Below are 18,829 nucleotides of genomic sequence, written 5' to 3'. Positions count from 1 at the left end.
GGTCGGAGTCGTGTGCGAACAGCGTCTCGCGCTCCAGTTGCGCGTTGATGACGGCCTGCGAATCCCGGACGGGGACGGGCGACAGTTCGACCGGGAACGCCTCGCGGAACTGGTCGAGGAAGTACCGTCCGGCCTTCGTCTGCGAGCTCACCTGCGACAGCACGACCATCGTCAGTTCGAGGTCGGAGAGGAAGTCGTGCCGCTCGCGTTTCTCGTTGATTTCCGCGCGGATCTTCGCCGCCTGCTTCGTATCCAGCGGCGACGGTCGGACGGGCGTGAACACGTGTTTCGTCGCCCAGAGCGCGTTCGCCGCGACGTTCGACGTACTACCCGGCACGTCGATCAACACGAGGTCGTACTGATCGTCGACGTACTGCGAGAGAAAGTCGTCGAGGAACGAATACCGTTCTGCCGGGTCGTCGATATCGCTTAGCGACTTGTCGACGCCGTCCAGTTCCTCGCTCGCGGGGATCAGGTCCGGGCCTTCGCCCGTCGGCACCGCGAGGTCGGCGAGGACGCCGTCGTCCGTGTCGCCTTCGGAGCGCAGGCGCTCGTCGATCTGGTCGATGTTCGGCGCGAACGCCTGCGCGATCGTCGGCCAGCGCGTCGCGGCGTCGAGGTCGTCGCCCTCGATCCCGAAGTGCGTCGCGAGGTCGTTCTGCTTCCCGTCGAGCGCGATCAGCAGCGTGTCGAGTCCGAGCTCCTGGTCGGCGACAACGCCCATGTGCGCAAGTGAGGTCGTCTTGCTGGTCCCGCCCTTATCGACGAACGCGACCGCCCGTAGTGTCTCGTCGTCGGGGACGTACGCCCCGAGATTCTCGTCGCGAAGCGCGCCGTAGTCGTCCCACGGTAGCCCGCTGTTCGTGAACGTATCCATCGGTATCGATTACGGTATCGATAGCGATACCGCATAAAGATAGTGGCGACAACCGTCGTCGACACGGATTCAGGAATAGCGGGGGAAACGGTGCGAGCGCTGTCGCTCAGGAGTGTGAAAGTGAACCCGCCCCACTACGGTGCGCTGAAAGAGTTGTGTTGCGTTTTGACGCGCAGGTGACCACAACGGAAGCACCGGCGGCAGCGGGCTCTAGACGAGAGGAGTCACCGCCGGATAAAGAGGATTGCGGTGACAACCCTGTCAGAGCGTCACACATTCGCAGTGGAAACGGAGGGGTGGGATCGGTTCTATTAGTCCGACTCAGATGATGGGTTGTTGCGTCCTCCCAACCAGTAGCCATACCTGATCAATAGATGGTGAACTCATCAATGGCTTCATGTTGTTAGGATGTTCGAATTTAAACAAGAATTAGAATGGCAAACCAATCACCCGATCCGGCAGACCTACCCGATAAGTGTGAGAAATGTGGCGGGAGTGGAACATCATTTGCAAATGGAAATGTCGAGGATTGTTCCCGATGTGAGGGTACTGGGTTAGAGCCGGATAATGATCTATCCGACGATCAACGGCAAGTACTTGGGTTGGGTGGTGGAGCAGCTCTAGGATTTTCTCTTGGTGGACCAGCGGGTGCTGTCGTTGGAGGTCTGATCGGTGCTGCCCTAACATCCACAGAAGATAATGAGGACGAAGATGAGATGGGACTCGATCAGTTATGACTGTCTCTTCTGCTATTGATACACTCGTCATTGCTGGTCTCGCACCGGCTGTTACCCTTGTTGCAGGTGCGTTCGCTTTTGCGGAATATTACCAGAAACCTGTTATGGACTATCTTAAACAATCGGAAGTCGCGTTCCAATCTTTTGCTCAAAATAATGACGGGGAGGACTCTACACAGAAAGTTCGAAATTGGAGCAAGAAGATGTACGAGGCCCATACCTACCGGAATGCGCATGGACGAACCGTCAAAGTCACTGCAGCAGGGGCACTTGGCTGGGTCTTGGCATACTCCACTCAAATTCTAGATTTGGGGAGTGTAGTTTTCTCTTCCCCTCTAGGAGTCCCGGCACCCCTTGGTCTCAAAATATTGGCGTTACTGGCGTGGATTGTGGCAATATACTACGGTATCCTTATTATCAATAAATTCGGCGTACGGCCGGAAGAAGTGGTCGAAGAGGAGGTAGATAACCGCTCTAATGCTGATTAGTCTCTGTTAGTTCTACTCAAAGGAAGGTGTCAGGAATTAACCGCCGGTGGGAATGTATCTCCTTCGAGGGTCGTGACATGATCTTTTCCTACCCTCAGAGCCCCGAAATATCGACCGGTGACCGGGCGGCCGTCCAGTGCTGTGCGCGGTCGAGCGCGGTCGGCTCGTGTTGCACATCGACCGTCACCCGGCCGTCGGCATCCGTATAGGTCGAGACCACGCGCTTCCCGTCGCCGCGATCGAGGACCTCCCCGTACTGCGTGTCGCCCGCCCTCGTGATCGGGGCGTCACCCCGCCAGAGCAACGCGTCGTCGGCGAGCCCGGTCGTATGGATGTACACCGAGGCGTGGCGGTCGAGGGTGGTCTCGCCGTCCGCCTGCACCACGTCGATCGCGAGCGTGTCCGTCTCACCACTCATGACCGTCTGCGGGTGGACGTGGACCGCCGCCGGCGACTCGCCAGATTCGGCACGCGCCTCGATCGCCAGCTCGTCGCCACTGCGGTCAACGGTCGCGCCGGCGAGCCCGGACGTGATCGCGTACGTCCCGCTCGGCCCCTCGGCCATGCGGACGGTCGCGGGCGTCGATCCGCCCGTGGCGCCGGCCTCGACGCGGAGCGTCTCCGTCACTTCGACGCCGGCCTGATCGTACGTGAGCGCGATCGTGTGCATCCCCTGTCCGTCGGTATGCACGGTCGCCTGCCCGTTCTCGACCGTCGCCTCCACGGGGTCGCCCGCGGCGTTGCGCGCCGCCACGTCGACGACCTCTGTCTGGGTGTCGCCGGCGTCGACGCCGAGCGTGACGCGGTCGTCCGGGCCGGGATCGAGCGTCGAGACCGTGATCGCGTCGAGTGACGCGAGGTCACTATCGAGCGCTGCGCTCGCGACGCGGTCGCGGCTCTCGCCGAGCGCGTCCGCGCCAGCGACCNGGTCACTATCGAGCGCTGCGCTCGCGACGCGGTCGCGGCTCTCGCCGAGCGCGTCCGCGCCAGCGACCTGCACGCGTACGTCCGCGACCTCCGTCCCGTCGGGAACGGGGTACTCCTCGATCGTGACGGTCGTCGACGACAGTGGGCCGATCCCGCCCTCTTCAACCGTCACGTACTCGTCGCCGATTCGCTCAGTCGTTCCATCCCCATAGGTCACCGTGACCGCAACGGCCTCCGCCGGGATCGCGGCGTCGAACACGGTCTCGTACGCAAGCGTCCCATCCGACAGATCGGTCTCGCCCGTCTCCGCGTCGATCGTCTGTTGGAGGCTCGCAACCGTGCGCTGCATGGCGGCGACTTCCTCACGGAGCGCCTCTCGGTCGGCCTCTCCGGGATTCTCGATCGGGTCGTCGAGACGCTCGCGAAGGCGGGCGTCCAGCGCCTCGTTCTGCTCGCGCAGCGCGTCCAGATCCTCGTGGAGCGCCGTGAGGTTCTCGTTCGACAGCTCGTCGCCGGCGAGGTCGTCGGCGATCGTCGGCACAAGGTCGGACAGCCGGGTGTCGAGCGTGTCGTTCGCCCATGCGTCGAGTCGTGCCTCGAACGCGTCTGGCGACGCAACCGGCGGGGCGTTGAGGCGCTGGACCGTCAGATCCGCCTGTTCGTCCGGCGGGGTGGTTCGGACGGGCGTCGTCGAGAGCGAAAGCGTGCCGTTGTATCCACTGCTGTAGGCGTCGCGTACGTCCGCGAGCGACGCGTTCTCGGCGTCCGTGTCGAGGACAGCCTGCGTGTCGCCGTCGACGCCGAACGCCTGTAGGTGGACGGCCTCGACGCCGCTCGGTACCGAGAGCGAGTACGCGCCGGTCGCGTTCGTCTCCGTCGCGAGGTCCGTCACGGCACCGTCACTCGCGAGCCCGCGCACCCGGTCGGCGCGCGCCGTCAGTCGGTCGGCGTCGTCACGGAGGTCCGTCTCGATCGTGTTCGCGAGCGCTGCGGGCTCGCCGACGGCAACGACGACCGGCGTCTCCGGGGTGCCCTCCGGATGCACGCGGTAGATACCCGGCGGGAGGTCGACGACGGCGCCCTCGTGGGTCTTCGCGCCGAGGTTCGCCAGTGCCGTCACCTCGACGAGCGGCTGGGGATCGACCGTCTGCGTGTGTGTCGTCTCGCCGGTCGGCCCCAGTTGCTCGATGACCACGGAGTCGGCGGTCGTCGCACCCGGCAGTGAGCTATCGACGCCGTCCTGCGAGAGCGTCCCGCCCGTGGCGCCGGCGTCCCACGTCGAGACGATCAGGCGTTCGTCCGCCGGGAGGACCACGTCGGGCGTATCGAGACTCGGGGTGACTGAGGAGGAGACGGCGTCCGATCCGAGCGTGACGCCGCCGAGGTTCCACGCGCTCGCCGGGTGGACGGCCGCGTAGGTGCCGTCGGCGTTCGCGTACCGCTCGCCGAGGTCGGCGTCGGCGTTGAAGGCGTCCGGCAGCGGGTCGGAAAGATCGTCGAGGAGCGCGTCGGCTTCGGCCTCCAGGTCGTCGCCGTCGAGGGCACCCTTCGTGACGCCGACGGCCTGCACGGTCGCGTTCGGCACGGGCTCGCCGTACTGGTCGGTGACCGTCCCGGAGACCGTCTGACTGCCGAGCGTCGAGTACGGCTGCACGGATACCTGATCGACGGTGAGCACGTCGTCCGTGTTGACGGTGGAGACCTCCAGATCGCCCGTGGCGTCGACGCCCGACAGCTCGATATCGGACGTGTTCGGCTTGTCCGTGCCGACCGCCCACGTCGTCGCGGAGAGATTCCCGTTCTCGGCGACGAGCTCGACGTTCGTCCATTCGCCGGCCGTCGGCGCGGCGCCGTCGACGATCGTCTCGTCGGTCCCGTCAGTGAGCCGGAGTCGGTTCGTAAACTCGCCCGTATTCACTTCGAGCGTGACGCCACCAAACTCGATGTACCCGCCCGCGTTCGTCCCGCGGACGACCGTCTGGATGACGGCGTCGTCGCTGTCGACCGTCGCGCCGTCGTAGATCGCGGCGCCGTCCGAGTCCGTCACCTCCAGCGAGCGATCGCCGAGGAACGACTCGCCGACGATCGCGTTGCCGGAGGAGCCGCTCGGCGCCGTCCACGGGCCGGGGCTACTCGCGCCGACCTCGTACGCCTCGAACCCGTCGGCGACCGTCGCCGTGCTGGTCGTGTTGCTCTGTGCGGCCGCGGGCGCCGCCGCGATCCCGAGCCCGGCGGCCGTCATCGAGACGGCGAGCAGGAGCGCGCACCCGATCGCGAACACGCGCTCGAACCGGGTGGTCATGTGCGCCCTCGCTGGTCGGCGGATTGGAGGGACGGTCGCGACGGCTGCCTCTGCGTAAGGGGGTTGTGCCGTATGTGCATCAGCGACTGACAGGTCTCGGCGGCGTGTTATAGTCGTTCCGCCAGCGGGTGAAAATATCGCGGCGAGACGCCGGCGCCGCGGATCGGCGACCGGCGCGTTCGCACGTTACTATACGATAGGAACGTGTGCGAGGATCGACGCCTCAGTCGTCGTCGCCGAAGACCTCCTCGTGGTGGTCGCGCGCCTGTTCGGCGCCGTCGCGCACTTCGTTCTGGAAGTCGTCGCGCTTCTCCTCAAACTCCGCCTCGGACTCCGTCTTGAGCTTCGCCTTCACGGTCGTTCGATCGCTCGCGCTACCGTGCTGGAGCTTGACCTCGAAGCTCACGCCCTGATCGTGGTGGGTGATTTCTGTCGATTCGTCCATGTCGTCCGGAATGTCTCGTCCCATTGTGGTCACCGTACGCGTCGGGTTTCCCCGCGCGTACCTCACACAACGGTCGGACCCTACATAAATATTACTATGTAGAACAAACTTCAAAGAATGAGGAACGCGGCGGGATCGAACGGGGCGGCGTCAGTGCCCGCGGTTCGACGGTGTTCGGTGGTACGTCCCGGTCTTTTCAGCGGCCGGGAGGAACGAGTCGAGGCGCGTGCCGGTCTCCGGATCGCCGTCGATGTACGGGTAGCTGCCGCGGAACGACGGCCCGCGGTCGTTGCTGCGGACGTGGAGTCGGAACGACTCGCCGTAGGGCTCGCCGTCCGGAACCACGCCCTCCGTCCCATTCGATCGCGTCTCGACCGTCGCCGGCACCATGCGGGCGAGCACGGTCTTCCCGGAGTCCGAGACTTCGACGATCTGCGCGAAGTTCACCTGCGTTTGCCCGTAGCCCCAGCTCGTGCAAATCGCGGCGCCCTCCCACGCGTCCGTGACGGTCTCCGCGTCGGCGTCGAACGCGTCCAATAGCTCGGCGAGTCGGTCAGTGCGATCTGTGTCGTCGTCGGTCGGCGTCTGGTTGGATTCCATCGTGGTCACCTTGCGCGTCGGGCTTTCGCCCTCGCGCGTTTCACACAACGGGCGGACTCTACTTAGTTGTTACTATGTATAATAGACTTGCACAATCTCCAAAGAATGAGACCGCAGCCGGTGGGAACGGGTGCGTTACCCGCCTAATCCCACCAGGCTCTCAGGAGGGTGGGAACGCCGGTGTCGAGGTCGCCCCGGCTCTTCCCGACCGTCGCGACCGGGAAGGTGTCGGCGTTCGGGACGCCGCCGAGTTCGTTCGGCCGGTGGTCCGTCGCCGGCACGATCGCGTCCGGGTCGTCGACGGTGTCGTCAACGATGAGGTTGTCGAACACGTCGTACACGGCCGGCGCGTCGACCGTCCACACGTACATGACGGGCGATGACTCGCGGCCAACAACGACCTTCGCAGCGTCCGGCAGGTCGTCGAGTGCGTCCGCGGTCACGTCGCCGTCGAAGCGGTTGTACGACCCGATTTCTCTTAGGCACGGCTCCGCTTTGTCGGCGTCCATCCACGTCGTGTGGAACTTGAGCGACCGGCGCGGTTGGCCGTTGATCATCCGGTGCCGCTCACCGGGACGGGCGTCGGCGTCGTACTCGCCGTATGCTTCGGCCGTACACGTCTGGTTATCCCATTCGTAGTTGCCGGCGTACATGATCCCGTAGTAGCCCGAGCGCTTCGCGCTCTCGACCGCGACACTGTCGCGATCGTACGGCAGCTCGTACTCCGGTGCTTTCGGAAGGGTCGGTGCGTCGTTCGTCGTCGGTTGGTTTTCCATCGTGGTCACCTTGCGCGTCGGGCTTTCGCCCGTGCGCATCTACACAAAGAAGAGCTACCCACATAAATATTACTATGTAGAGTAGACTTTTTCTCCAAGTCTATTCTACATAGTAAATATTAAGTGGCAACGCCGGTATTGTTGAATCGAGTCGGGGAAACCCGGCTCACAGGTGACCACAATGGTAGGACACACGCGCTTTGGCGAAGCCGATCGGGGTGTCAGCCCCGTCATCGGTGTCGTATTGATGATCGCAATTACCGTCGTTATCTCGGCAGCCGCCGGCACGCTCGTGTTGCAGATCGTCGGCGATCAGACGGCCGAAATGGAGGAGACGGAGGTCGACGCCGAGTTTACGGTGTCGTACAACGCCGACAGCGTCGAGGTGACGCACACGGGCGGCGACGCCGTCCCGGCCGACGAGCTCCTGATCGACGGCGACGTGCGCGAGTCCCAGCGCTGGGGCGAGTACGGTGAGGTGACGCCCGGCGATTCCGTTACCGTCGACGCCGCGGGCTCGAACCGCACGATCGTCGTTGTTCACTCCGGGGCGTACGGCGGTGAGGAGGTGTTACTCCGGAGCGAGGAATAGACGGGTCTCGGCGGTCGGGTGTGAAAATTTTTAGAAACGGAATGTGGCCGGATTAGGCCGTCGCGGTCGGACGGGCGACCGTTCCACCGCTCGGCTTGTGGACGATCGTTACCGTAATGTCGTCACCAGGGCCGATGTTTACGTAGCCAGTTCCAGTGGCAGTACCACCTCTGACAGTTAGTTCGGTGTCATTGGCATTAACTACGGCTGTGTCGGCCGTTCGCCAGTTGTCTTCAGCACTGATTTCGGCCAAGTCGTACTCTGTGCTGGACCCATTAGTCTCAACGACAACACGGAGGTCGCTAAAGGCTAAATCCTGCCCGCCGGTTTTCGATACATCGATTGTGCCGTTGCCGGCCGTGTCCACGCCATCGATATCGAATGACGCCTGCGGCGTACTGTCGCCGAGCTGGTCACCAAGTCCGAGCACGAATGTACCGATCACGGCCGCCAGAATCACGGTTATCGCGACCATGAGTATAACCCCGATTACGGGGCTGACGGCACGGTCAGAGTCCTGAAACGCTGTTTTGAAGTTCATGATTTCGTTGTATCGCCAACGAAACAGATACGAAGGTTAACGACCCTCGGGGACAGAGTTCCAGGTGCCTTTCGAGGCCCTTCACTTGCAGACCCAAGGTGGTGGGATGGTAGCCATCCCGCCGTTACCTTCGCTTGTCCGTTGGTATGTTTCCAAAAAGCCGCGGCTCGGGTATAAATACACCGTCCCAAATCTCTTGTCTGAGAATCACCCCGTAAGACGTATCTCTCATCCTGTCAACATACAGCATATGGAACCGACAGCGCGGTCTATCGCGCGGACCTACTCCGACCGGGTCTATCCGGATCCGTGGGAGAAGGTCGAGGACTATCAGCGGGTGCAGGCGTACGCCGCCGAACACCCAAACGCCGGGCGGACGGCGGTCGGAAACGCGCTCGAACTGCCGCCCGCACGCGTCCGTGGCTGGCTCAATGGCGGGAAGCCCGATCCCGTCCGTGGGATCGAGACGGCGAGCGCGAACGGGTGGCTCGATCCCGACTGCGACATGGCCGGTGCGCTCGTCGAGCTGCTCGCGCACATCCTCGCGGGCGGCAGCATCAACGAGACGTTCGTCCCCGCGATCTCGACCGGCCGGCGCATCGACCACGCGACGATCGAGGAGGCCTTCGCGGCGGTCGGCGTCGGTACGAATGAACGCCATGCGGAGAGTGACGGACGTGCGACCGAACTGTACCCAGCTACCGATGCTTCGGTGCTCGGTCGGTGTCTCGTCGCGATGGGCGCTCCCCACGGTGCAAAGACGGCACTCGACGCCGTCCCCACCATTGTGTGGGAGAGTCCGGAGTCGATCCGGCGGCGCTTCGTCGAGGTGTACGTCGCCCACCGCGGGGCGCACTTCGAGACGAAGGCGACGACGCGCATCCAGGAAGAACGACCGGCATCGTATCTCGAAGACCTCCACAACTTGATCGGCGAGACTGTCGACGGCAACGTGTCCGTCGGCGATCGCGCAGTGACGATTTCAGCGGACGCCGCCCGCGAACTCGGCCTTTCCTAACGCAATTGTTGTCGACGGCGATACCTCACGACACTCCGTTTCGAGCGTCCGATATACTCCTACTTTGCATAGTAATATTTATGTCGGGTGCGTGTGTTGGTGCAGGTAGCCCTCGGGGAAACCCGAGCGCGCAGGTGACCACACATGGGAGACCAGAGCCAGACGGCGACGCGAGGGCGTACAGACACGGAGACTGAGAGCGAAATCAGTGGGCGCTCGGCGGCGATCGCGACGCTCCGGCAGGCCGAGCGCTACGACCGCGTGCGGGTCGCGCCACTGGACCTGTCGCTTCGCGTGTTACACCAGATCGGCGACTTCGGCGTCGAGGGCGTCCGCGCTGAGGGAGACGGCACGACGTACCTGCTTGTTGCCGAGTCCGATCCCAAGCTCCCCGACGTGCGGATCGACCGGTGGGACGGATCGACGTTCCGGCCGGCGTTCCGGACGAGTCGCGTCCAGGTTGACGACAGGGGTGACGAGCGCGTGTTCCGCGTTCCCGCCGGGGTGCGCGTCGATCGCGACCGGCGGACGGGCGGGGGACGGGTGCGCCTCCAGCCGGATGGTGGGCTCACGGCCGTCCAGACGGCGCGTGACCTCTCGTCGGGCGACCGCGTCCGCGTCGCCGGAGAGGAGCGTGCGAGCGTGCTCGCGACCGTCGACCGCGTCGACGACAGCCCACCCGTCGCGAGTGAGCTGTTCGCCGGCGCCCGGCACGTCTTTCTCGACACTGACGCCGACGGCGAGTGCATCCGCGTGTTGACCTACCGGACGGCGACCGGTGAGGACGCGCTCCACCTCGCGACGCCCGACGGCGGGCTCGATGGGACGTGGCAGCGCTCCGGCGCCTGTACGCGTCTCGAACGCGTTGAACGAGCGAGCCGATGATCGCCGGGATCGTCTCACTCGGGTGGGCCGTGTTACTCGTGACGGCGATCCTGTCGTTCGTCGGGGCGTTCATGGCGATCATGTCCGCGCGACTTGCGACGCGGCTCGTCGTCGTGCATCGATAGTGTAGTTACGCCTTTTCTACGTAGTAAGTTATAAGTAATTCCATGAGAGAGGTAGTGGTAACGCCGGGAAACCGGATCACAGGTGACCACATGACTACCAACGAGGACGATTGAATGGCGTCGCGAAAGTACCTCCGTGAGACACCACGGTTCGATCGGTCGCACTGGCCGCAGACGTGGAGTCGGGAGTGGCGGTACCAGGTGGCCGACTACTTCTGCGGCAAGGGCGGTGTCGGGAAGGCGCTCCAGAAGTGGCTGCCCCACCGGATGTACTTCGGCGTCGATAACGAGCCGTACGGCGACGAATATCCCGGTTCGTTCGTACAGGCCGACCTGATCAGCCCGTTCGAGGAGACCGGTGCCGAACACCTGCCGTTCGAGAGTAACGCGATCGCCGACGTGGCGTGGGTGTCGTGGCCGTGTACGGCCTACTCCTCGCTGTCGGCGACGTACTACGGCTCGAAGGAGGAAGCACTGGAGGCGAATCCGCGGATCCCCGACGGGTTTCGCGAGTGGCTCCTCGACCACCACGCGCACTACGTCATCGAGAACGTCCCGCGGGCGACTGCCGTCGGCGACCTCGACGCCAACTGCCGGGTGAACGGACTCGCGTTCGGGGAGTCGTACGACCTCACGCGGCACTTTGAGACGACGTTCGAGGTGCCCGACGCCTATGTCGCCGGCGATCCCGACGTGGCGATCGACACGCGTGACGATCAGTCGATCGGCGAGCTTGCCGACGCGAAGGACGTGCCCGCGGAGTGGGGGACGCAGTCCGTCCGGTCGGCGATCCCGTGGCAGTACGTGTGGTGGGTACTCGGTCACTGTCCGAGTATCGAGATTCCGATCCCGAAGACCGAACAGCGATCGGTGGCCGAGTGGGGCGACGGCGTGGGCGAGTACCTACGGTTCCCCGACGATCGACTCGGAGGGACGGACGTGCAACCGGGCGACGCGATCGGCGACGGGACACGCGGCATCGATCTGTGAGCACGAGCCCGCCGGCTGGAGATCATTAGAAGTCTATTCTACGTAGTAAAATATAAGTGAGTGCGTGAGAGAGTGGGTTGTATGAGCGCGAAAGCGACTCGTGGCGATTCGGGGACGCGTAAGGTGACCACGGCTCACGAGGAGGGTGCGTGACGATGGCGACACGGACGGTCTCCGGCGAGTACGTGGAGTGTCCGAACTGCGGACACGACGAGAAGGAGATTACGTACTTCGACACGCTCGCGCCGATGCGGGAGTGTCCAGCCTGCGGTCACACGTGGTAACTCCGCCGGGCGGGTGAGCGCGGTTCGACTCCGCGCCGGAGCATGAAGCCGGGGAAACCCGGCGCGCAGGTGACCACGTATGCACAACCCCCTATGTCCGCTACAGTATCGCAGCTCGGACGCTGTCGAACAGGCCGGAGGGGCCGCATGAGCGACGCGGCGCGGCGCTTCGACCAGCACCGCAAGGACGCCGCCGGAAGCGTCGCGAGCGACGTGCGAGCGCGGCTCCGCGAGTGGTACGGCGTCGAGGACGTGTCGATCGTCTCCGTCGAGACGGCGAAGGACGGCGCGTATGAGACCGGCGGCGAGTACGACCCGGTGACGTTTCTCGACTACGCCGGCGTCGACTGGCTCGTCGATACGGACGACGCGATCCTGCCCGTGGGCGAGCGCGTCCGGCCGAACGTCGCCGGGCGCCGTGATTTCTCCTGGCGCGTGGAGAACGGGTGTTCGACGCCGTGTGAATCCGACCGCGTCCCGGCGGGGATTGATGAGTCCGGGCTCTTCCCGCGGGATATCGTGTTCGGGCTTCGCGACGGCGACCGCCTGAATCGCGCGTGGCTGATCGACGTGGAGGCGTTCCGGGCGGCCGTCGACGCCAATCGGCTCACCGGCGAGAGACACGATCGCGACGACGGCACCGCGGCCGTGTACTACCCCGTCGGCGACCTCGTTCGCGTCGGGTGCGTTCGGGAGTCGTGGGCGGCGCCGTACACGGGGTGGGTGTAATGCGGCTCTACTACACCGGCGCGAGCCCGGAGAACCTCAAGCGAGCGCGGAAGCACGCGCCCTCGCACTCGCACGGCTACGGGTGGACGCCCGCGAAGATGACGCCGCACGACGCCCCGTACTTTTTGGACAATGGTGCGTTCACGGACCACTTCGATCCCGATGCGTGGGTCGAGACCGTGGAGCGCGCGCTGATCGAGATGCCGCGGAGCCCCGACTTTCTCGTGTTGCCGGACGTGTACGGTGCCGCCGAGGCGACGATCCAGCGACACCAGGAGTGGCTCTACGACCGCTCGATGGGCGTCGGCTCCGGCCAGTGTATGCGCTACTGGGTCCTCCAGCCGGGCCTGCCGATCGCCGAGCAGTTCGAGGCGATCGAGGGCTGTCAAGGCGTGTTCGTCGGCGGGACGACGCGCTGGAAGCGAGCGCACGCGTCCGAGATTATTCGACTCGCGGACGAACACGACCTCCGGACGCACGTCGGGTGTCCCGGCGGTGCGGACGGGCTCGTGTGGGCCTACCGGCAGGGGTTCGACTCAGCGGATACGACGAGCGTGTTCCAGAATCAGTACTGGCACTACCTCGACCGGCTGGAAGAGGCGACCGAGGAGACACAGCCGATCGAACCCGAGCGCAGCGCGGAACAGGCGTCGATCGAGGGGTGGGCGTGAATGGTCGACGTTGACGTTCCCGACCGTGAGGGTGGCGCGTGTCCGGGGTGTGGGCGCACGCTCGAACTGGTCTACCCGACCCACGGGATTCGGTTCTGGACCTGCTCGGCCGAGCATACCCCGCCGGTGACGCAGGTCGGCCCGGAGGTCGTCGGGTGGGCGGCGGCGCTCGTCAGCGTCCGGATCACCGAGGGCGACTACACCCCGCTCAGCCAGTTCGACGCCGACGCGCCTGACCCGGCGCGATTCGTCGACCGGCTCTGTGACCGGATCGAGGTGAACCGATCGTCGTGTCGGGAGCGCGAGTGCGATCGGCGCGTCGAGGACGGGAAGCCGTCCGCCGGCGACGACGAACAGGCGTCCCTCTCGGGTGGGTGGCCCTGATGGAGTCTCATCGAGAGTACGCCGTCGACGAGCTCGCGGAGCTCGCAGCGCCGGACCAGAAGGAGATTCGCGTCCTCGACGTGTTCTCCGGACCGGGCGGTGTCGGGTATGCCCTCCGAGAGTTGTTCACCGCGCCTCACGTCGACGGGTGGTTCTGCGGCGTTGACGAGACCGATTACTCGGAGCGCTACCCCGGCGACTTCCGGCAGATGGACGCTTGTGACCTCACGCTGGACGCGCTCGGCCTCGACAAGCCGGTCGACCTGGTGTGGCTCTCGCCGCCCTGTCAGGCGTACGCCCGCCCCTCGCACGTCCACTACGACGACCCGAAGGCGGTCTTCCCGACGTTCGAGGACCTCGGTGTGCGCGACCTCACGTCCCTCGGTCGCGAGTACGTCATCGAGAACGTCGTCGGGTGTGACGACCTCCGCGATCCGGTCGCGTTGAACGGCGTCGCGTTCGGCGAGCGCTACGTCTATCGGCGCCTGTTCGAGACCTCGTTCGACCTCCCCGAGTGGTCCGTCCGCGCTGGTCCCGACCAGGAGACGGTGCCGATGGACAGCGTCGGCGAGAAAGCGTACGCTCGCGTCAAGGGGACGCACTTCGCGACGGAGTGGGACAAGACCGAGATTCGGGCGGCGATCCCCGGCAAGTACGTTGCGTACGTGCTGTCGCACTGTCCGACACTGCCCGCGATCGAGGTGCCCGGCGGCAACGTCGAGTACCGGAAGCGCGGCGCCGGCGGTGGGAACGCGCACCTCGGCTCGTTCGGGGGAGGAGTGTAGGATGGCGTCCCGAAAGTACCTCCGCCACACGCTGCAGATCGACCGCTCACACTTGTCGTAGACGTAGTCCTTAAATTGGTTAAGTCACCGGTGCCCGAGCGACTTCAATTTCACTCCGCTGGCGAACCGTATAATATGGTGGACGTGAAAATCGTAATCATGCAATCCAACGGTAATGATTCAGGGAATGCGAACGCCAACACGGGTGATAATCAGAACCAGATGGATAATCTGGCTGCGGGCGGGAACATAGAGCAAAGCAACGAAATCCATCAGCACTATCATCAGAGTGAAGGTGGGACGGTGATTTCGGATCCCAATTCGCAAAATTTCTGGATTGATGTCTGTGAGTGGGTCGCTAACCTCCCAATTTCGGAATTTAAGTTATTGAGCCCACTTTTAGGAACAGGAAGTATTGGGTTCTTAGCGTTCATCTGGATGATTAATCCGATGTATGGCCCGTCTGTTGACACTTCACAGTCTCAATTACTGATAGGTATCGGATTCGTGTCAGCAATACTCTTAGCCTTCCCCATTGCCTACCTACAGACAGATACCCAGGCTCGTTGCCCGCGTTGTGATGAGCGGTTCGCCTTTCGGCCCATGGAGATTCGGAAAACTGGCCGCACTATGCGTGAAAACGCTCAAGACATTATTCACGGTGAACGAGATATGGACTGTCGGAATTGTGGCTTCGAAGAAACACAGACAGATACGTGGTCGCCCGAAGAGTTCGCTAAACTGTAATCAATCGATGAATCCGGTAGAAGTTTCTTTACGCTGCACCGGAACTTCTCTGTACGGTCGTTACTTCCCAATTACTCACTCTACGTATGTGCCTGTACTACTGTACTTAAAGGAAAAACATTAGTTAGAACGATATAAATCAGATAATGGAACTAATCAATGGGGCTATTTGAATGGTTGGCTCAGAAATTCTCGACGGTATTGGAAGCTATGGATCCCTCGATAACTATGGGCGTAATGATATTTTGGGGCGGGGGACTGTTCGCCATGTATCAGGCTCCTTCAATAACCTCTGAATGGACATGGTCGGTGTTTTTCTGGTCCATTATCTGTCTGGTTGCCTGGGGAATGGCTTGGGAGTTTAGAGCACGAGAAATCGGGGACTAGACAAGGTCATTCAATCTTAGAGTGGGTTTGGTCCTCATCTACGGGTCGAACTGCCCTGCTTCCGTTCCGTCCGTACTCTAGAGTCGATTGACGGATGGGAGTAGTACCACACAATTACACAGACAACTGGCATCGTGTGTTCACTCCGAATCAGTGGGGATGGCGATCAGAGCACGATTAATCAAATTACCGATGTAAGATCGGAGCCAATCTGTCCGTGATATATTCCTAATATTCCAGTCTTTTCTTTGTGTTTTTAAGATGTAATGTGCTTCATGAATGATCCATATCAGCCATGCTATTCCCACAAATGCCCCAAATGTGTTCGGCAGTATACTTGGTATAGATTTAGATTTTAGCAGTAGGAAGAGACCGAGAAACAGTAGTAATCCGGAATATCGAAGCGACGTAAGCTGTATTCTGAAAAGAAGTATTTTGAGATCAGCAAACAATTCCAAAACAAATGTAATGATTAAGAATCCAGCAGCTATCGTTAGCGTGGTCAAAGCTATTGTTTCGTAGTAAGTTGGTGTATCCCCACCCAATGTGGATTGAATAACAACAAGAACGACTGAGAAGATCGCGATAGACCTCCCAGCACTATGGTCAACAATCTCCATTGAGTTCTCATTACTTGGTGATTCTACTATGGTTGCCGGATTCATCCAAAGGATTAGAACATGATCTATAACAAAAAGTAGAATGAGACCCACTGATAATTCAGTTGGAGAAATCAATATACTAGAATTAATCTCTATGAGCGAAACAGTAGTCGTGTTCTCTACCGACAGCTGTATCACACCCTGATTTTAGACAGGCTTTCTGGAGAGCTTCCCATCCGAGATCGTCATCATCAGTCATACATATCGTAATGCCAGTTTACATTCATACGGTCTATCAGTTCCGATGTTTGAGACAATATCTATGTTCTCTACCAATTGAAGTTTTACAACCAGATTTTGAACATTGTTTCTGATTAGCTACAATATTTTCGTCATCTTGATAACCACCCATACAAGAGATATCAGGTTCGGTGTGCTGCGCAGTAGGTGCGTTCTCTCCCAATTGGAGTGTCACAACCTGCCTGCGCACACTCTTTTTGTTTTCGTACTTCTGGAGTATCGTCTTTCCGACCCATATGTGAACATAGTAAGCGATACATTATAAAATTCAGTAATAGAACGAGTAGGAGCCATAGCTTCCCTAATGTCTTAATCCATTTGTGCATAGTAACTATTATACCACCAGCCAAAGAATCCCGAGACACGCGAAAGCGCAGGTGACCACAACGATGCTCGCAATCTCCATGACCTCGATTAGACTTACCAGTGGGAGTGTCCGGTTGACCCTCCCGAAAAAACTCGCAACGGCGATCAGTATCTTCGATCGCGACGGCCGCCGGACGGAGTTTCGCGTCCAGTGTGACACCGACGCCGGCGACGGGCTCGGCCTCGATATCGTGTTCGGTGACGGCGTCGACGACGACTCGATGCGAACCATGTCGGCCGCCGTGTCCAGTTCGACCGGCCAGACGGAACTCCACCTCCCTCGCTTCCTCGCAGAGACGTGGGGGATCGTCGGCCTCGGCGTGGGGTGGCCCGACGCCGACGAAGTCCGGTGCGATCCCGGTGACGACGTGACGATCCACGCGTCGATCCCGGAGTGGGAACCCGAGCGGGCGGTCGACCTGTTCCGCGCCGCTGGCGAGCGACCCTACACCACGTCGCTGAATCGCGTCGAGCGCAGCGATAACGAGTACGCGCAGGTGACGGGTTCGATCCCAACCGTCCCCGGCGAAGAGTTGGGGCTCGGGACGGAGTACGATCGCGCCGCAGTGACGATGGACTGCGCCGACGGGCGCCCGGTCATGGTGCTGACGCCGACCGACACCCCGGCGGAGGAGCTTCGGAACAGCGTCGCCGTGAACCTCGCTGGGCCGGGTAACTCCCAGCGGCAGTTCAACGCCGCCTCGATCGCGGGCGTGCTCGGCGTCGAACAACAGCTCCGCGAGTCCGGGAGCGTTCGGTTGCGGTGGGTCCGGCAGGATGACGCGTTGTGTGCGTTCGTCGAGGACGACGGCGAAGACTGATGACGAAGATCGGGTAGAAACTCGATGCGGCAGGTTGATTGTAGACTTGCAGTTCTCTCCCACTTTCAGTCCGGTTTACTAACTATTAACCTAGCATACGCCGACCACCAGATATGACTAATTTCAGGGGCCATCTTATCCTGGGCGTCGTCGCAAGTGTTGTCGTTGGGGGCGGGATGCTATACACGGGTCAGAGCATGCAACTGACGGGAATCGCCGTATCACTGACTCTGCTGGGTAGCATCCTTCCGGATATTGACATTCACAGTTCAATCCCGAGACGGTGGTTAGGAGCGCTCCTCCTCATAACCGTCCCACTGGGTGCGGTCTACTTCGGAGTGATTAACCCCAACGTCAGTCAGTTCATCGGAGGGTTGGTTGTGCGGTCAACAGGGATTGGAGCTGATCTAATTCAGCCCGTGGGACTAGTCGTGCTCGGAGTAGTCGGGGTCGGGACTGCAAATTTGCTCGGCTACGGTGTTGACGAAATACTGACCCACCGTGGGATTACGCACACATTGGGGTTCGGAATATTCGGTGGGCTAGTTGTTGGTGTACTGTTGCGGTCTCGGCTCTCACTTGACCCTATTACTGCCCTTGCGATCGGCGCCTGTTTCGCCGTGGGTGTCGCCGTTCACGTTTATATTGGGGATAGCTGACGGGTTATCAGTGTAGAAAGGCGGGATCATCCCGAGAACTATATCGAGTCTGTGGTCGAAGTGACCGTTGTCGGATCGATTCCCGCTACTTCCTCGACTGCCTCAAGGACGCCCATTTGTTCGTCTCGTTCCACAAAATCCCGTTTCTCAGCGAGTTTGTCTAGCACGTCGCGGTCAGCGAGCGCGTTGATAGCCGTAACTGCGTGTTCCACGTCCTCATCATAGAATTGGAGAACGCCAACTGTCGAGGGGAGTTCTAGATAGGGCTTCTCTGGGGTTTCGCCTTGGCTCATCTCCAATGCCTCGATCCGTCCCGGCATGTCGCGGTGTCGTATGACGATCTCGACGACTAAGTCTTCGGCAGTGATCTCCAGTGCTCGCGGTGTCTCAGTCTCGCCGTCGAACGATGACACCTCAAATCCAAAGTCGGTGTACGGCGCTACCTGCCATCCCTCTGGGAGATCGCACTCCTCACGAACCCGTTCCTGAAACTCGTTGTTTCGCATACAGGATTTCGGACGGTACGAACAAAAAGTGTTCAGGTGAGTGTGAAAGTACTCACTCCCGGAACGCTGTCAGCAAGGAACCCCGATCGACGATCCGCTCCGTCGGCTCTGCGACCCACTCGATGGTCGGTCGCGGAACGCCTGCATGGTTACGCTCATTCGCAAGCTCCCGTGCCGCTCGCTGCGTGAGCCCGGTCTCAGGTTCCAGTTTTGACGTGTCGACCTCGGCGTCGGGGTGGACGACCTTCGGGACGACGCGCCAGACGCGGACGCGGTCACTCGGCG

General features: G+C 61.6%; 22 protein-coding genes. 14 read left to right on the top strand and 8 right to left on the bottom strand.

Features of this window, described 5'->3' with window-relative positions; all coding sequences use genetic code 11:
* Positions 1-877: ParA family protein (locus C471_RS08615; protein WP_004048241.1), on the bottom strand; the 877-nt coding region annotated here is incomplete at its 3' end.
* Between the two features lie 733 nt (positions 878-1,610).
* Between C471_RS08615 and C471_RS16980 the strand changes: the two genes are divergently transcribed.
* Positions 1,611-2,102: a hypothetical protein gene (locus C471_RS16980; protein WP_152421850.1), complete on the top strand. Its 492-nt coding sequence runs from the start codon at positions 1,611-1,613 to the stop codon at positions 2,100-2,102.
* Between the two features lie 3,452 nt (positions 2,103-5,554).
* Here the strand turns inward: C471_RS16980 and C471_RS08605 are convergent.
* From C471_RS08605 to C471_RS08595, 3 genes are all read right to left on the bottom strand, one after another.
* Complete coding sequence (locus C471_RS08605; RefSeq protein WP_004048239.1) at positions 5,555-5,800, bottom strand: hypothetical protein; 246 nt, start codon at positions 5,798-5,800, stop codon at positions 5,555-5,557.
* Between the two features lie 126 nt (positions 5,801-5,926).
* Positions 5,927-6,376, bottom strand: a complete 450-nt coding sequence (locus C471_RS08600) for a hypothetical protein (RefSeq protein WP_004048238.1) — start codon at positions 6,374-6,376, stop codon at positions 5,927-5,929.
* A 143-nt stretch (positions 6,377-6,519) separates the two neighbouring features.
* Positions 6,520-7,191, bottom strand: a complete 672-nt coding sequence (locus tag C471_RS08595; protein WP_049909155.1) for a hypothetical protein — start codon at positions 7,189-7,191, stop codon at positions 6,520-6,522.
* Positions 7,192-7,333: 142 nt separating this feature from the next.
* On the opposite strand from C471_RS08595, the gene C471_RS08590 reads away from it, so the two are divergent.
* Positions 7,334-7,744, top strand: a complete 411-nt coding sequence (locus C471_RS08590) for a type IV pilin (RefSeq protein WP_080505555.1) — start codon at positions 7,334-7,336, stop codon at positions 7,742-7,744.
* Positions 7,745-7,796: 52 nt separating this feature from the next.
* Here C471_RS08590 and C471_RS16295 read toward each other — a convergent pair whose 3' ends face one another.
* A complete protein-coding gene (locus C471_RS16295; RefSeq protein ID WP_004048235.1) occupies positions 7,797-8,285 on the bottom strand; it encodes a type IV pilin in 489 nt (162 codons plus the stop codon).
* Between the two features lie 250 nt (positions 8,286-8,535).
* Between C471_RS16295 and C471_RS08580 the strand changes: the two genes are divergently transcribed.
* From C471_RS08580 to C471_RS16975, 10 genes are all read left to right on the top strand, one after another.
* Positions 8,536-9,303, top strand: coding sequence for a hypothetical protein (locus C471_RS08580; protein WP_004048234.1), 768 nt, complete (start codon positions 8,536-8,538; stop codon positions 9,301-9,303).
* A gap of 144 nt (positions 9,304-9,447) precedes the next feature.
* Positions 9,448-10,188 (top strand): hypothetical protein, encoded by a 741-nt coding sequence (locus C471_RS08575; protein WP_004048233.1) that lies wholly within the window; start codon positions 9,448-9,450, stop codon positions 10,186-10,188.
* Positions 10,185-10,313 carry a hypothetical protein gene (locus C471_RS18195; protein WP_275039937.1) on the top strand — a complete coding sequence of 43 codons (129 nt, stop codon included), beginning with the start codon at positions 10,185-10,187 and terminating at the stop codon, positions 10,311-10,313. Before C471_RS08575 ends, C471_RS18195 begins: the two co-directional genes overlap by 4 nt.
* 114 nt (positions 10,314-10,427) lie before the next feature.
* Positions 10,428-11,303, top strand: coding sequence for a hypothetical protein (locus tag C471_RS08570; protein ID WP_004048232.1), 876 nt, complete (start codon positions 10,428-10,430; stop codon positions 11,301-11,303).
* A 155-nt stretch (positions 11,304-11,458) separates the two neighbouring features.
* Positions 11,459-11,587 carry a hypothetical protein gene (locus C471_RS18190; protein ID WP_004048231.1) on the top strand — a complete coding sequence of 43 codons (129 nt, stop codon included), beginning with the start codon at positions 11,459-11,461 and terminating at the stop codon, positions 11,585-11,587.
* Between the two features lie 147 nt (positions 11,588-11,734).
* Complete coding sequence (locus tag C471_RS08565) at positions 11,735-12,316, top strand: hypothetical protein (RefSeq protein WP_004048230.1); 582 nt, start codon at positions 11,735-11,737, stop codon at positions 12,314-12,316.
* Positions 12,316-12,987 carry a hypothetical protein gene (locus tag C471_RS08560; protein WP_004048220.1) on the top strand — a complete coding sequence of 224 codons (672 nt, stop codon included), beginning with the start codon at positions 12,316-12,318 and terminating at the stop codon, positions 12,985-12,987. Before C471_RS08565 ends, C471_RS08560 begins: the two co-directional genes overlap by 1 nt.
* Entirely contained in the window at positions 12,988-13,371 is a 384-nt protein-coding gene (locus C471_RS08555) for a hypothetical protein (protein ID WP_004048218.1), read from the top strand.
* Positions 13,371-14,156 (top strand): DNA cytosine methyltransferase, encoded by a 786-nt coding sequence (locus C471_RS08550; RefSeq protein WP_049909154.1) that lies wholly within the window; start codon positions 13,371-13,373, stop codon positions 14,154-14,156. Before C471_RS08555 ends, C471_RS08550 begins: the two co-directional genes overlap by 1 nt.
* A 159-nt stretch (positions 14,157-14,315) precedes the next feature.
* On the top strand, positions 14,316-14,903 hold the full coding sequence (locus tag C471_RS16975) for a hypothetical protein (protein WP_152421849.1): 588 nt from the start codon (positions 14,316-14,318) through the stop codon (positions 14,901-14,903).
* 527 nt (positions 14,904-15,430) lie between these two features.
* On the opposite strand, the gene C471_RS17915 is transcribed toward C471_RS16975, so the two are convergent.
* A complete protein-coding gene (locus C471_RS17915; RefSeq protein WP_204365930.1) occupies positions 15,431-15,955 on the bottom strand; it encodes a hypothetical protein in 525 nt (174 codons plus the stop codon).
* Positions 15,956-16,632: 677 nt separating this feature from the next.
* Between C471_RS17915 and C471_RS08545 the strand changes: the two genes are divergently transcribed.
* Both C471_RS08545 and C471_RS08540 read left to right on the top strand, forming a co-directional pair.
* Positions 16,633-17,379, top strand: coding sequence for a hypothetical protein (locus tag C471_RS08545; protein ID WP_004048215.1), 747 nt, complete (start codon positions 16,633-16,635; stop codon positions 17,377-17,379).
* Positions 17,380-17,492: 113 nt separating this feature from the next.
* Positions 17,493-18,038, top strand: coding sequence for a metal-dependent hydrolase (locus C471_RS08540; RefSeq protein WP_004048214.1), 546 nt, complete (start codon positions 17,493-17,495; stop codon positions 18,036-18,038).
* A gap of 38 nt (positions 18,039-18,076) precedes the next feature.
* Here the strand turns inward: C471_RS08540 and C471_RS08535 are convergent, their stop codons facing one another.
* Positions 18,077-18,544 carry a hypothetical protein gene (locus C471_RS08535; protein WP_004048212.1) on the bottom strand — a complete coding sequence of 156 codons (468 nt, stop codon included), beginning with the start codon at positions 18,542-18,544 and terminating at the stop codon, positions 18,077-18,079.
* Between the two features lie 52 nt (positions 18,545-18,596).
* The coding region (locus C471_RS17910; protein WP_004048210.1) for a hypothetical protein at positions 18,597-18,829 on the bottom strand (233 nt) is incomplete at its 5' end.

Origin of the sequence: Halorubrum saccharovorum DSM 1137, from assembly GCF_000337915.1 — an archaeon.
GTDB lineage: Archaea > Halobacteriota > Halobacteria > Halobacteriales > Haloferacaceae > Halorubrum > Halorubrum saccharovorum.
The sequence above is the reverse complement of the archived record's forward strand: the minus strand, read 5'-3'. Positions and strand labels throughout refer to the sequence as shown.